Annotated in this window: 10 protein-coding genes; 4 read left to right on the forward strand and 6 right to left on the reverse strand. The window is 70.0% G+C overall.

Going from position 1 to position 13,540, the window contains the following annotated elements:
- Positions 1-447 precede the first annotated feature (447 nt).
- A complete protein-coding gene (locus AB0J06_RS18360) occupies positions 448-1,065 on the forward strand; it encodes a hypothetical protein (RefSeq protein ID WP_357429974.1) in 618 nt (205 codons plus the stop codon).
- 636 nt (positions 1,066-1,701) lie between these two features.
- Positions 1,702-1,890 carry a hypothetical protein gene (locus AB0J06_RS18365; RefSeq protein ID WP_357429976.1) on the forward strand — a complete coding sequence of 63 codons (189 nt, stop codon included), beginning with the start codon at positions 1,702-1,704 and terminating at the stop codon, positions 1,888-1,890.
- Between the two features lie 55 nt (positions 1,891-1,945).
- Here the strand turns inward: AB0J06_RS18365 and AB0J06_RS18370 are convergent, their stop codons facing one another.
- The 6 genes from AB0J06_RS18370 to AB0J06_RS18395 form a co-directional block, all read right to left on the reverse strand.
- A complete protein-coding gene (locus AB0J06_RS18370) occupies positions 1,946-2,779 on the reverse strand; it encodes an ABC transporter permease subunit (RefSeq protein WP_357429978.1) in 834 nt (277 codons plus the stop codon).
- Complete coding sequence (locus AB0J06_RS18375) at positions 2,776-3,660, reverse strand: ABC transporter permease subunit (protein WP_357429980.1); 885 nt, start codon at positions 3,658-3,660, stop codon at positions 2,776-2,778. Before AB0J06_RS18375 ends, AB0J06_RS18370 begins: the two co-directional genes overlap by 4 nt.
- Positions 3,657-4,721 carry an ABC transporter ATP-binding protein gene (locus AB0J06_RS18380; RefSeq protein ID WP_357429982.1) on the reverse strand — a complete coding sequence of 355 codons (1,065 nt, stop codon included), beginning with the start codon at positions 4,719-4,721 and terminating at the stop codon, positions 3,657-3,659. The genes AB0J06_RS18375 and AB0J06_RS18380 overlap by 4 nt, the downstream gene beginning before the upstream one ends.
- Complete coding sequence (locus AB0J06_RS18385) at positions 4,718-5,932, reverse strand: extracellular solute-binding protein (protein WP_357429984.1); 1,215 nt, start codon at positions 5,930-5,932, stop codon at positions 4,718-4,720. The genes AB0J06_RS18380 and AB0J06_RS18385 overlap by 4 nt, the downstream gene beginning before the upstream one ends.
- Before the next feature lie 78 nt (positions 5,933-6,010).
- Positions 6,011-9,127, reverse strand: coding sequence for a glycosyl hydrolase 115 family protein (locus tag AB0J06_RS18390; protein ID WP_357430032.1), 3,117 nt, complete (start codon positions 9,125-9,127; stop codon positions 6,011-6,013).
- 475 nt (positions 9,128-9,602) lie between these two features.
- Entirely contained in the window at positions 9,603-9,737 is a 135-nt protein-coding gene (locus tag AB0J06_RS18395) for a hypothetical protein (protein ID WP_357429986.1), read from the reverse strand.
- 255 nt (positions 9,738-9,992) lie between these two features.
- Here AB0J06_RS18395 and AB0J06_RS18400 point away from each other — a divergent pair, with 255 nt between their 5' ends.
- Both AB0J06_RS18400 and AB0J06_RS18405 read left to right on the forward strand, forming a co-directional pair.
- Positions 9,993-11,474 carry a GGDEF domain-containing protein gene (locus AB0J06_RS18400; RefSeq protein ID WP_357429988.1) on the forward strand — a complete coding sequence of 494 codons (1,482 nt, stop codon included), beginning with the start codon at positions 9,993-9,995 and terminating at the stop codon, positions 11,472-11,474.
- 584 nt (positions 11,475-12,058) lie between these two features.
- Positions 12,059-13,507 carry a DEAD/DEAH box helicase gene (locus AB0J06_RS18405; RefSeq protein WP_357429990.1) on the forward strand — a complete coding sequence of 483 codons (1,449 nt, stop codon included), beginning with the start codon at positions 12,059-12,061 and terminating at the stop codon, positions 13,505-13,507.
- The last annotated feature ends 33 nt before the right edge of the window (positions 13,508-13,540 follow it).

Below are 13,540 nucleotides of genomic sequence, written 5' to 3' on the forward strand. Positions count from 1 at the left end.
TGGTTGGGAGCGTTCTCGCCGAGCGCGTCGCCCGCGACAGCGTCACTGCGTTGGCGGATTGCTCGGCGCCGATCCCGGCGACGTCGAGGATCAGGGCGACGAGGATTTACGCTGACATATCGCGGCGCGAAATGACCGATGCGCGACAGCATCGATGTCCTTGCGCTACGGAGCGTAGAGTCAGCGTTGTCGATGGAGCTCCTCGGCCGTCATCTCATCGCCGCCTTCCACTAGCGCACATGCCGCTCTGACTGGGGACGCCACCCGCTCCCCCGCATGTGAATGCGGCTGTGACCGCCGACCGACGGTCGCCACCTCCGACACCGACGGTCACTGCGCGCAACCGCCCGGGCACGCGCTCTCTTGTCGGTGATCAACCCATCCTCAGCGCGCGCGGCATCGACCGCCGCTCGGCTCGCCATATACCACCGATTGCTGGAGGATCCCGTGTTCTCTGCTTCTGAACTGCTCTCCCGGACCATCGCCCGAGGACTGACCCGGTCACGCGCGCCGTCGTGGAGTGACGGCGCACCCGACGGTGGTCGGCTGGGCCACCGGCGAGCGAGAAGACCTGTCCGCGTCGCCCTGGCCGCGCTGGTAATCGGCGCCTTCGCCATGTCCGCCGCCGGCACCGGTTACACCGACAAACACAATCAGGTACTGGTCGCCGGCGACACGAGCGTGTCCGCGGCGGTTACCGCAGCGAAACCACAAGCCGCACACGCGCGGCCCGGATGTGTGTCGGTGCGACCGGAGACCGAGTTCTATGAGGCAGGGCGGATGGCGAGCTTCCCCCTGACCGTGTCCGGCCCGGCCTGCACGACGATCAGCGTTTCCCACATCAAAGACCCGAGGGTCCCGTCGGATCGTTGTCAGACCTTCCTGGTGGGATTCTTCCCGCCGGACGGCTCCGAGGCGACCTACACCGAACCGGTGAGGGCATGCTCGGTGCCGGCGAAGACCCGCACAATGCTCGCATCGAACGTTCCTGACGGCACGGTGTACCGGGTTCTCTACGACATCGACTACTTCACCCAGGACATTCGGTACCGCATCTGGCACTGATTTAGATCGCTCCGCCGCCTGTGATGCGCGGGCGCATCGTGCACCCCGCCGGGGAAGCAGCGACGATGCGCCCAGCGGGTGCGCCCCCAACCACGGGCGGCGATTCAGTAGCCGTACTCGCCACCGCTACCAGCACCGCCCGCGTAACCCTCGCGGCCGTCGTTCGTGGGCGGGCCGAAACCGCGAATGCGGCGCCCGCCTCGCCGCTTGCCGGACCCGCCGAGGTGCTGCAGGCAGACCATGCCGGGAGACTCGAAGCATTCGCCCCGACCTCCACAATCGACCAGGTAGCGGTTGCCGCCTCCCGCGTGTGTAGGACCAACTCGTGCCACAGATTGTCCACGATCACCGATGGCATCGACAGCTTCGCGCTGGGATGCCGGGCGACGAGGCGGAACCACTGTCGGGTCGCGGTTTCGACCAGGCAAATGCCGTCGCCGCTGAGGTCGGGGTGCTCAGATCCGAGGCGCTGACGCACGCTGGTGGGAACGGAAAACGGTCGACATGTCGATTCGGCGAGTCGCGCCGCGATCTCTCAGCCTCGTCCAGATCATGTCGCCTACCCCATTCGGGCGGGTGCGAGCGCTGGTCCCGCGTCGCTCGGGTGGCGTCACGGCACCCTCAGAATACGGCAGCGTGCGCGTCCTCATCCTCAACGAGCGGCAGTGGGACGAACTCCTAGGCACCGGTTGGACGCCGGGACGGCTGGCTGCCGCCGAACTCGGCGGACGTCCGAGCGTGGCCGAGGCGACCGCATGGCTGACCGCGATCCGCGGCCCCGGTCATCCGGCAGTACAGCACCACACGATCCGGGGACGGTACTGACAACGGAACGCACCCGAACCCGATCGCACGCCACGCGGCCCGCACGTCCCGACCGTCAGTCCATGTCCTCCTTGACCCGGGCGACGAGCTGGGTGGGGTTGACGAAGCGCAGCGCCACGACGAGCAGCACCAGCATCATGGTGGTGTACATGACCGCCATCGCGTCGACCGATTGCTGGGCGCGGATGCCGGCCGCCGACATGGAGTAGTAGAGCGCGACCACCAGCGTCTGCGAGTCGGGCCCGGCGGTCAGGAACGTCAGCTCGAACATGCCGACCGTGCGCACCAGCACCAGGATCGACGCGGCGAGGATGCCGGGCACCAGCAGCGGGGCGAGGATCCGGGTGAAGACCTGGCTGGTCCGGGCACCGCACATCCGGGCGGCCCGTTCGATCGCCGGGTCGATCTGCTCGATGAACGGCGTCATGGTGAGGATGACGAACGGCACCGACGGCACGAGGTTTGCGAGCACCACGCCGGGGAGGTGGCCGGCGAAGCCGTATTTGTAGAGGACGGTGGCGAGCGGGATGCCGTAGGTGATCGGTGGCATCAGGATCGGCAGCAGGAAGAGCAGGTAGAGCAGGCGTCGGCCGGGAAACGAGCGGCGGGCGAGCACGTAGGAGGCGGGCACGCCGATCAGCACGGAGATGCCGACGACGAGCAGCGAGACCTCCAGGGTCACCCCGAAGACGGGGAGCAGGCCGAACTCCCGCCACGCCTGCGCATACCAGTCGCCGGTGTAGCCCTGGGGCAGCCAGGTGTCGAACCAGCGGGTGCCGAACGAGCTGACCACCACCGAGCCGATGACCCCGGCCAGGTTGACGAAGAAGAACGCCACGACGCCCCAGACCAACCAGGCCGCCGGCCGGGCGACAAGGCGACGGCTCATCCCTTCCCTCCCGCCGTCGAACCGGTGTAGAGCAGCGCCCGCCAGCCGAGCACCGCGGCGATGACGAGCAACTCGACCACGCCCATGATCACGGCGATGGCGGACGCCATCGGATAGTCGTAGCGGACGTACGCGGCGTCGTAGGCGGCGATGGAGATGACCCGGGTCTCCCCCGCCGGGTCGCCGACCAGCACCGCCGACGGGAAGACGCTGAATGCCAGCACGAAGGTCAGGCAGAACGTGGTCGCCAGGCCGGGCGCGAGCAGCGGCAGGGTGATCCGGCGGAACCGTTGCGCCCAGCCGGCGCCGAGCGTGGCCGCGGCCCGCTCCAGCGTCGGGTCGATGCCGGACAGGTAGGAGAGCACCAGCAGGAACGCGAACGGGAATCCGGTGATGACCAGGGAGAAGAACACGCCCCAGTAGTTGTTGGTCAGCCGCACGGGCGCGTCGGCCAGCCCGGTCGAGAGCAGGATGCGGTTGAACCAGCCGGTGGGGCCGAGGAAGTTGAGCAGCCCCTGCGCGGTGAGCACGGTGCCCAGGGTGATCGGCACGACCAGCACGGTGGTGAGCAGCCGCTTGCCACGGAACCGGCCGCGCAGCCGGTAGGCGATCGGCACCGACGCGGCGACGTTGAGCAGCGCCGCGGGCAGCGACAGGCCGAGCGTGGTGAGCACCGTGTCGCGCTGGTAGGCGTCGGTGAAGAACTCCCGGTACGCCCCGAGCGGACCGCCGGTCGTGGGCTGGAAGGAGAGGCCGACGCCGTACAGGAAGGGGTAGATGAAGAGCACCACGACGAACGCCGCGGCCGGCGCGAGCAGCAGGAGTTGGCGGTCGATGCCGCGCTCGGCGAGGCGGTGCCGCAGCGCGGTGGGCCGGCTCATCCGCCGGCCCCGTCGTCGGCGGGAAAGGCCAGGACCCGCGCCGGGTCCGCGGCCACCAGGATCTTGTCGCCCGGTCCCGGTCTTTCGGAGGTACGCAGATGCAGGCGTACGCCGTTGTCGGTGCGCGCCTCGACGGCGACCTCGCGGCCCTGGTATTCGACCACCTCGACGGTGGCCGGGATGCCATCGGATGCGACGAGGCGCAGGTCCTCGGGGCGGATGCCGACGATCACGTCGTCGCCGAGGTCGATCGGCCCGACCGAGGTGCCGCTCAGACGCAGGCCGGTGCCGGCCACGACGACGCGGTCGCCGACCTTCTCGGCGACGGTCAGCGGGAGCAGGTTGCGGTAGCCCATGAAGTCGGCGACGTGCCGGGTGGCCGGGCGGGTGTGTACCTGTTCGGGGGTGCCGATCTGCTCGACCCGGCCGTCGCGGAGCACGACCAGACGGTCGGCCATCGACAGCGCCTCCTCCTGGTCGTGAGTGACGTAGACGGTGGTCAGGCCGAGCGACTGGTGCAGGCGGCGGATCTCGGTGCGCATCTCCAGCCGCAGCTTTGCGTCCAGGTTGGACAGTGGCTCGTCCATCAGGACCAGCGCCGGTTCGAGCACGACGGCCCGGGCGATGGCGACGCGCTGTTGCTGGCCGCCGGAGAGCTGCCCGGGCAGCTTGCCGGCGTGCTCGTCGAGACGGACCAGCTTGATCGCCTCGTCCGTGCGGCGACGGACCTCGGCGCGGGGCAGCCGGCGCATCTGCAGCCCGAAGGCGATGTTCTTCCGCACCGACATGTGCGGGAAGAGCGCGTAGTTCTGGAACACCATGCCGAAGCCGCGCCGCTCGGGCGGCACCGTGTCGAGCCGGTCGTCGTCGGCCCAGATGCTGCCGCCGGAGAGCGGCAGCAGCCCGGCCAGGCAGTTGAGGGCGGTGGACTTGCCGCAGCCCGACGGGCCGAGCAGGGCGATGAACTCGCCGCGCGTGATGGTGAGGGTCAGGTCGGCCAGGGCGGGGTGCCCGGCGAAGCGCCGCGTCACCGCGTCCAACCGGAGCTGCGTGAAGCTCACTTCCTGACCTTCGCGCCGCCGATTTCGCGATCCCACCGGTCGAACGCCGCCACCACCGCCTTGGCGTCCAGCGGCACCTCGATCGGGTGCTCGGCGATGAGCTTCTCGTACTCGGGCCGGCCGTACTCCGCGATCGCCGTGCGGCTCTCCTGCGGCGCCATCTCCAGCGTCACACCGGAGAGCGCGGGACCGGGATAGAAGTAGCCCTTGTCGTACGCCTTGGCCTGCTGCTCACGCGTGAGCATCGAGTTGAGCAGGGCCAGCACGGCGGCCTGCTTGTCGGTGGAGACGCCCTTGGGCACGACGGCGTAGTGCGCGTCGGTCACCCAGTGGAAGCCGTCGAGCGCCCCGATCCGGGCCTCCTTCGGCACGGTGCCCAGCACGCGCGGGTTGATGTCCCAACCGGTGGTCGTCGCGATGATCTTCGCGGAGCCGTTGGCCAGGTTCTTCATCGTCTCGCTGGTGCCCGACGGGTAGAGGGTGACGTGCTTGTCGAGTTCCCTGAGGTAGGCCCAGGTCTTCTCCCAGCCGTTGACCGGGTCCTTCGGGTCCTTGTCGCCGAGCAGATAGGGCAGCCCCATCAGGAAGGTGCGACCCGGTCCGGAGTTGGAGGGGCGGGCGTACTGGACGGCGCCCGGGTTGGCCCTGGCGTAGTCGAGCAGCCCCTGCGCGGTGGTCGGCGGGTTGGGCACCTTCGACGGCAGGTATTCGATCAGCGGCCCCGACGGGTAGTAGGTGACGGTGACGCCATGGTCGCCGGCGAGCTTCTGCATCGCGGCCGCTCCCGGCAGATACTTCTGCATGCCGGGCAGCCGGTCGGCGTACGTCGGCAGCAGCGGCGTCCACAGCCCCTGCTCGATGCCGGCGGCCAGCCCGTCCACGCCGGTGAGGACCAGGTCGATGTCGACCCGGTTGGCGTTCTGCTGCGCTTTGATCTTGCCGACCAGCTCGGGCGCGGGCGATTTGCTGTAGGTGACCCGCGAGACGACGTCGGAGTTCTTCGCGACGAACTCGTCGATCATTGACTGGGTGAGCTGGAGGTTGCCGGCGACGTCGAGGATGTTGAGGGCGACCGCCTTCGCCGGCTTGTCGGGCACCGCCCCGCCGGTCCGCGCCGGTCCCCCGGCGGGTTCGGGGGCGCCGCACGCGGCGACCAGGCCGAGCGCACCCAGCGCGGCGACCGCGGCGAGATGACGTCGATTCAGGAGCATCGATTCCCCTTCCGATTACGGCGATCCCATCGCCGGCCGGAGCCGACGATGGGATCGCCACGTGCTGGGCTGCGCCCCTTACCTGTCGACGCGGACGCTCTCCGGTGGGCCGAGGTAGCTGTACTTCACGCCGCCGGTGTCGACGACGAGCTTCTGCACGACCACGGTCGGGTCGACCATCCAGAGCTTCACCGTGTGCACCCCGGGCTTGTCGATCATGTGGGTGGTGAACGTGACATTGACGTTGTCCGACGTGTTCCTCTCCCACTGTCGGTTCATGCCACCGTCGTCCGCACCCGTGACGCGGGTAATGTTCACGATCTGCGGCTCGGCGTCATCGATCGAGATCGCATACTTCAGCCCGTCCGTGGGCCGCACGTTGTTGCGCGGCGACAGGATCGTCGACACGGTGACCGGCCCGGTCGAGGTGAGCGTCATCCGGTATTCCAGCCGGGGGCCCGCGCCGCCCGGCCCCCGGCTGGCCGCGTCGACCGGCCACAGCGTCATGCCGTTGCCGGTCTTGGCGATCCCCGGGATGAGCTTCCACTGCACGTCCTTCGCGTTCACCGCTCTCGTGTAGTGGTCGGCCAGCATCGAGACGTAGCCGTTGGCCTCCACGAAACCCTGGGCCCGACCGCGCGGCAGGCGGTTGTCGACGACGGCGGTGACCTCGACGCGGCGACCGTCCGGCGCCGCGACGGTGAGCGGCACCCGCGTGATCCCGTGCGGCGCCCGCTGCCAGTCGACACGCACCGTGGCCCGCACCTGCTTGTCGACCCGGCCCTTCGCGGGCGACACCGTCACCCACGGCGTTCCGGCGGTGATGCTGTAGTCGAAGGCGGTGGCGCCGCGGTTGAACACCTCGAGGTACTGCGCCGGCTGACTCTGGTGCGGGCTGAAGGTCGGCAGCACGGCGGGCGTCTGCGGTGCCGGGGGCTCTGCCGCCGTCCACCACTGCTCCGAGCCGTCGATCGCCACCCCCATCTCGGCGGCGACCGGCACCTCGATCCGCTTCAGCAACGGGTAGATCTCATCGGGCAGCGCCACGTGGTTGTCGGTCTGCGGCTGCTGCCAGGACGCGTTGTTGTAGCGCGCCGCGTTGCCGTACCCGATCTTGGGTTGGGTCTGGAAGCCGGCCCACTTCCCGCCGGCCAGCTCGGTGTTGTAGTAGTCCGACATCGCCTGGTCCTCGGCGAACCGCGCCTCGGCCAGAGCCGCCACGTCGTTGGTGGCCGCGCGCCCCTGCTTGGCGTAGAGCAGGTTGGTGAAGTTGGCGTGCCGCAGCGCGTAGAGGTTGGCGCTCGCCTTCACCTGGTAGTGGACGAGCTGGTAGTAGGCGTCCTGATAGGACGGGGGCAGCTTCGCGCGGAGCCGCTCCGCCTTCGCCGCGAGCGCCTGCCACTCCGCGGCGACGCGGTCCATCTCCTGGTAGTCGGTCAGGCTGAACGGGTTGCCCTGGTCGTCGTAGACGATCGCGTCGCGGTCCGTCGCCGGGTCCCTGGTCGGGTCGAGGGTGATGCGCCGGTTGAGCAGCTCCGGCTTACGGCGCGACTGCAGAAACCCGTACGCGTTCAGCACGGCGGCGATCTCCGCGGCGTGCTCCGGCCCGAAGTTCTGCGCCGCGTACCGGCGCTCCCACTCGGGCAGCCGCTCCAGCGGCCAGCGGTCGGGGTCCCAGGCGTAGTCGAGGAAGAACTGCAGCGGCAACTCCTCGTTCTTCATGTCGCCCACGTTGACCACCCAGAGCCGGTCGACGCCGGACCGGTAGCTCAGGTGCAGTTGCTCCCACGTGTTGGCCAGGTTGACCGTGTCGGCCCACTTGTAGTTGCGGCCGCCGCCCACGTAGTCGAAGTGGTAGTACATGCCGTAGCCGCCGCCGCGCGCCGCAAGGCCCCGGTCCGGCAGCTTGCGCATGTTGCCCCAGTTGTCGTCGCAGAACACCACCGTGACGTCGTCCGGCGGCCGGTAACCGGAGTCCCAGTAGCGCTGGACCTCCTTGTAGAGCGTCTGCACCTGCGGCGCCCCGATCAGCCCCGTCTCGGCCAGGATCTGCCGCTGGGTGTCGATGATGGTGCTCATCAGGTCGATGCCGTCGCCGTCGGGCAGGCTCACGTCGCCGTTGCCCCGCATGCCGAGGGTGACCACGCCCTCGAAGCCCTGCTCCTTCATGCGCTCCGCGCCGTCGCGCCAGTACGCCTTGATCGCGTCGCCGTTGCGGCGGAAACTCCACTCCCCCGTGCCGCCGTACGGGTCGCGGCCGGGCGTGGTGATCGTGCCGTTGCTGTCCCGGACGGCCGGCACGGCGTGCCGGTTCCACTCCTCGATGCCGCGCATCATCGGCGCCTCGTGCGAGGTGCCCATCACCACGCCGTACGCCGTGGCGGTCGCGTGGTTGGCCGGGTCGTCCTCGGCGAACGCCCGACCCCACACCGCCGGCCACAGGTAGTTGGCCTTCAGCCGCAGCATCGTCTCGAAGACGGTCGCGAAGAAGTCGGAGTTGAAGCCGTTGGGGAAGCCGGGCGCCTTTCCGGGGCCGAAGTGGCCGGGCGCCCAGGTGCCCAGGGCCGGATTCTCGTCGTTGATGAAGAACCCGCGATATTTCACCGCCGGCGTGCCCTGGCTGAACCGGCCGGGCAGCACGGAGAGCGTGTCCCGGTGCCGGGACGGGACGTCGTCCCAGAAGTGCCAGGGCGACACTCCGATCTGCTTCGAGGTCTCGTAGACACCGAAGATCGTGCCCCGCTGGTCGCTGCCGGCGATGATGAACGCCCTGCCGACGCCCGGCAACGGGTCGTCCACCACCTGCTGCAGCGAGGTCTCCCACTTGCCGGCGATGCCGGTGACATCGAGCTTGCCGGCGGCGACCAGCCCGTCGATCAGCGGGCTGCGCCCGATCGTGCCGACCAGCACGATCTCGCGCCGCGCGGGAATGCGGTCGACCCAGACGGTGGGCTCCACGTCGGTGACCCGCTTGATGTCGGCCCGCAGGTCGTGAACCACCCGGACCACGCCGGGATGGTCGACGCCGCTGACCACCAACGGCGCGCCCGCGCCGCCGGCCACGAGCGGAAACGCGCCGGCTGTTTTCGTATACGCGATGTAGGTGCCGCGTTCGTGCCGGCCGGTCGGCTCGGGCGCGGCGGTGGCGGAACCGGCGAGCGCGGGAGCGGCGGTGGCCGCGAGCGTGACCGACATGAACACCCTCACGAACCTCGATGCGGACCGGGGTGGCTGGGCGGGAGCGGCGGAGCGTCTCATGTCGCATCTCCGTGGGGGACGGGGCGGGGGCCCCTGCGCTCGCGAAACTTCCGGAAGTGTTCCGGAAGAATATCCATCCCCTCCGATGGGGTCAAGCGGTCGCCGTCGATTTCTCCCGCCACCCGGACACGCCGACGCCGCGCGCCTCGAACACAAGGCCATCGACAATGGACAAACTGCAGAACGAGCCGACCGCCACGCCGCGAGGGCGTGACGGCCGGTCGGCCCGTTCCCGGAACCCGCCGTCCCCTTAGTTCAGGTAGGACGTCGGGAACGAATAGATCATTCGGCCGGGATGCAGGTGCTCGGCGACCGACCAAAACTCCCGGTTGGCCCGCCCCGTAGGAGAAGTCCTCCGGTCCGACCGGAGACAAGATCTCCCCGTTGGGCACGAGGCTGTCGCCGCTGACCCTCACGCGAGTGACTTGCCGTTGTTCGTCAGGTCACTGGAGTTGAAGATCCTGCATGAGCCGTGACGGACCGCCTGGTACAGGCCGTCCTGGATCACCGCCGTCATGCTCGCCTTCTGCAGGGGAATGGCCGCCAACGTGGTGGCTCGATCTGGCGAAAACCTGCAATGAATCTTGGATGCGCTGGTCAGGGGCCGGGCCGCGGCGTTGGACTCTTTGCTCTACGGTGCTTCGCATGGTTATGGATGACGGAGCGGAGCGGCTATACCGTTCCTGACCTGGCCGCAACACGTCACCGGCCCGATCCACCCCCCGCAGGGTCCGCCCCACCTCGGCTCAACCGATTCTGACCGCGGCCGATAAGAGGAGCGAGGTCGAGGGAGAGGAGACGCATGCGCTGGCCCCACCGGGCGTCGCCGGCCGTCCTGGTCCATGCCGGATTCCTCATCGTGGCCGTCGCTGCGACCGTCTCGTACGCCCTGGCCGACGCCTCCGGTCGCACCGTGGTGTACGCGCTGGTGACGGCGGTACCCATCATCACCTTCCTGACCGCGCTCCGCGCGGGTCACCTGCCGGACCGGCGGCCGTGGCGCATCGCCATCGGCGGCCTCATCCTGCTCGCGTTGAGCAACCTGATCTGGCCGACGTGGATCACCGACCATCAGCTCGGCCGGGCCGAGGCGGCGCCGGCCGACCTCATGGTCGCGACGGCCCACCTGCTGCTCCTGTTGGGCAGCGGCGCCGCGCTGCGCCGCCATGCGACCAATGACCTCGGCGGCATCATGGACGCCGCCATGATCGGCCTGTGCAGCGGAGGCCCGCTGTGGGAATGGCTGATCCGGCCGTACCTGGCGGAGGAGGCCTCCCCGCTGGGACAGGTCCTGCTCCTGCTCGACCTGCTCATTTTGAGCGCCGTGGTCGGTGTCCTCGTACGGATCGGACTGACGGCGAAAAAGGCCCGGGGCCCGATCGCCTACATGCTCCTCTGCGTGGTCCTGACCCTGTCCGCGATCGGGTTGGCCGTCCTGACGGTGCACGACGCCGCGTTGTGGACAGCCGAGTTGATGATGCTGGCGTATCTCACCCTGGCCGCGGCCCCGGTACACCCGTCGGCCCCGTACTGCACCGTGCCGCAACCCGCCGCGACCCGCGCCGCCGGCCACCCCCGGCTCGCCTGGCTCGGCGCCGCGCTCTGCGTCAATCCCCTGATCGCGGCGGTGCAGACGCTCGACGGCAGCGGCGGCCAGAGCCTGCTGCTCCCGGTCGGCACGCTGATGGTCGTTCCCCTGGTGCTGCTGCGCTTCCGCCAACTTTCCGCGCAACGGGACGAGGCCGAGCGGACACTGGCCCACCACGCGAGCCACGACGAACTGACCGGTCTGTACAACCGGCGGCAGATCGTCCGGGAGATCGATCTCGCCCTGGAGCAGGTGGGCCGTGGCGAGCTCGACGGAATAGCCGTGCTCCTGTGCGACCTCGACGGCTTCAAGCCCATCAACGACCGGCTGGGACATCAGACCGGCGACATCGTCCTGCAGGCCGTGGCGTCCCGCCTCGCCGGGTGCGTGCGCCACGACGACGTGGTCGGCAGGCTGGGCGGCGACGAGTTTCTGATCCTCTGCCGGGGCGAACCGGAGCGCGCGCTGCCCGAGCTGCGGCACCGGATCGCAACGGTACTGGAAGCGCCGGTGCAGCTACCCGGCACCGTGGTCAGCGTCGGGGTCACGATGGGCGGCGCGGTCGCGGGTCCCGGCAGCGCCCTCGACCGGGACACCTTGATCGGGCTGGCCGATGCCACGATGTACGCGGGCAAGGCCCAGCGGCGGCCCACCGGCATGGCCCCATCGGGCGATCAGATCGTGGAGACGTGGTGATCGGCCGCCGCGCGACGCGCAGCACGCACACCGTGCGGTGATCGCGACGGAACGCCGTTTAGCGGCGCACCTTCAGGGTACGGGTCGCGGCGGTCGGATCCGAGAGGCTTAGCGGGCGCCGACCGGCGCGGTCGCCGGCTTCCGGGGGGCGTCGTCGTCGGGAGCGAACGGGGTGCGCAGCCGGCTCATCGCCGCCGAACTCACGTCGACGGCAGGCTGCTCATCCGAGGGCGAATCGACGCTCGGCCCCGCGCGGAATGGACTCGAGTCATGCGCGGTTACATCAGTCAACAACTGCTCCAAAGTTTGCGCGCCAATGCGCGGCTCACCGCCCGCACATGCGGGCCGGGTGCGGAAAGCGAGCGGGGTGGATCCGGCCGCTCGCGGGGGCGGCATTGCGCTCCGCGCGCCAACCCTAACGCCAAAAACCGCCATAGTGTACGTCCTGGGCCCGAGTCCGGGTAGAATCGATCAAGAAGGCCGCCGGTTCCCACCACGGCCTGCGTCTGACGTCGACCACCACGCGCCGCGACCGATCGGTCAGCGCCGTGCAGGGCGACCCCTTCCACGTTCGGAGACCCTCCATGGCGGCACGCCGCCCCAGCAACACACCCCTTGCCATCCCCACCTCCTTCGCCGAACTCGGCGTGCCCGGCCGCCTGGTCGCCGCGCTCGACAAGGCCGGCATCAGCACGCCGTTCCCGATCCAGGCCGCGACGCTCCCGGACTCACTCGCCGGGCGCGACGTGCTCGGTCGGGGCCGGACGGGATCGGGCAAGACGTACGCGTTCGCGCTTCCGGTCCTCGCCCGGCTCTCGGCCGCATCGTCGCCGCGGCAGCCCGGGCGCCCGCGCTCGCTCATCCTGGCGCCCACCCGCGAGCTGGCGACCCAGATCGAAGCGACGATCGCGCCGCTGGCCGCCGCCCTGTCGCTGCGCACCCTGACGATCTTCGGCGGGGTGAGCGCGCGGCCCCAGATGAGCGCGCTCCGTGCCGGCGTCGACATCCTCATCGCCTGCCCCGGTCGGCTCGCCGACCACGTGTCGACCGGCCACGCGATCCTCGACGCCGTCGAGATCACCGTGCTCGACGAGGCCGACCACATGGCCGACCTGGGCTTCCTGCCGGTCGTCCGACGACTCCTGGACAAGACCCCGGCCCGCTCGCAGCGGCTGCTCTTCTCCGCGACCCTCGACGCCGGCGTCGACGTCCTCGTGCGGCGCTACCTCTCCAACCCGGTCACCCACAGCGTCGACTCCGCCGCGTCCCCGGTCGCCGCGATGACCCACCACGTGCTCCAGGTGCGTCACGACGACCGGCTACCCGTCCTGATCGACCTGGCGGCCGCCCCTGGTCGCACGCTCGTGTTCACCCGCACCAAGAGGGGCGCGAAGAAGTTGACCAGCCAACTGGTCGCTTCGGGCGTGCCGGCGGTCGAACTGCACGGCAACCTGGCGCAGAACGCCCGTACCCGCAACCTGGCGGCGTTCTCCACCGGCGACGCCCGGACGCTGGTCGCCACCGACATCGCGGCGCGAGGTATCCACGTCGACGATGTGACTCTCGTGATCCACGCCGACCCGCCCGCCGAGCACAAGGCCTACCTGCACCGCTCGGGGCGGACCGCTCGCGCCGGCGCGAGCGGCACGGTCGTCACCTTGATGACCGACGACCAGGTCAACGACGTGCGTGACCTCACCCGCCAGGCCGGCATCAAGCCGACGGTCACGCGGCTGGGGCCGGGCGACTCGCTGCTCACCGAGCTCGCCCCGGGCGAGCGCCTCTTCGTGGCGCCTCCGGTGACAACGGCGGCGCCGGACAACGGACGGGACCGCAGCGCCCCCGGGCGTACGGGGCACCGCACCACCACGAGCGGGACGACCCCCGGCACGCGCGGGTCAGCGTCCGGCGCCTCCCGCGGAAGAGGCTCGGAAGGTCGCCGGGCGGGTGTCGCGGAAACCCCGTCGGCGCCACGCAGCGCGGCGGCGTTCTCCTCCGGCACCCGGGTCGGCAGCCGACGCGGTCAGCGCTGACACCACGCGGGCCGCGCGCCCGTGTTAGCCTGA

Source organism: Micromonospora sp. NPDC049679 (assembly GCF_040659735.1).
Taxonomy (GTDB): Bacteria; Actinomycetota; Actinomycetes; order Mycobacteriales; family Micromonosporaceae; genus Micromonospora_I.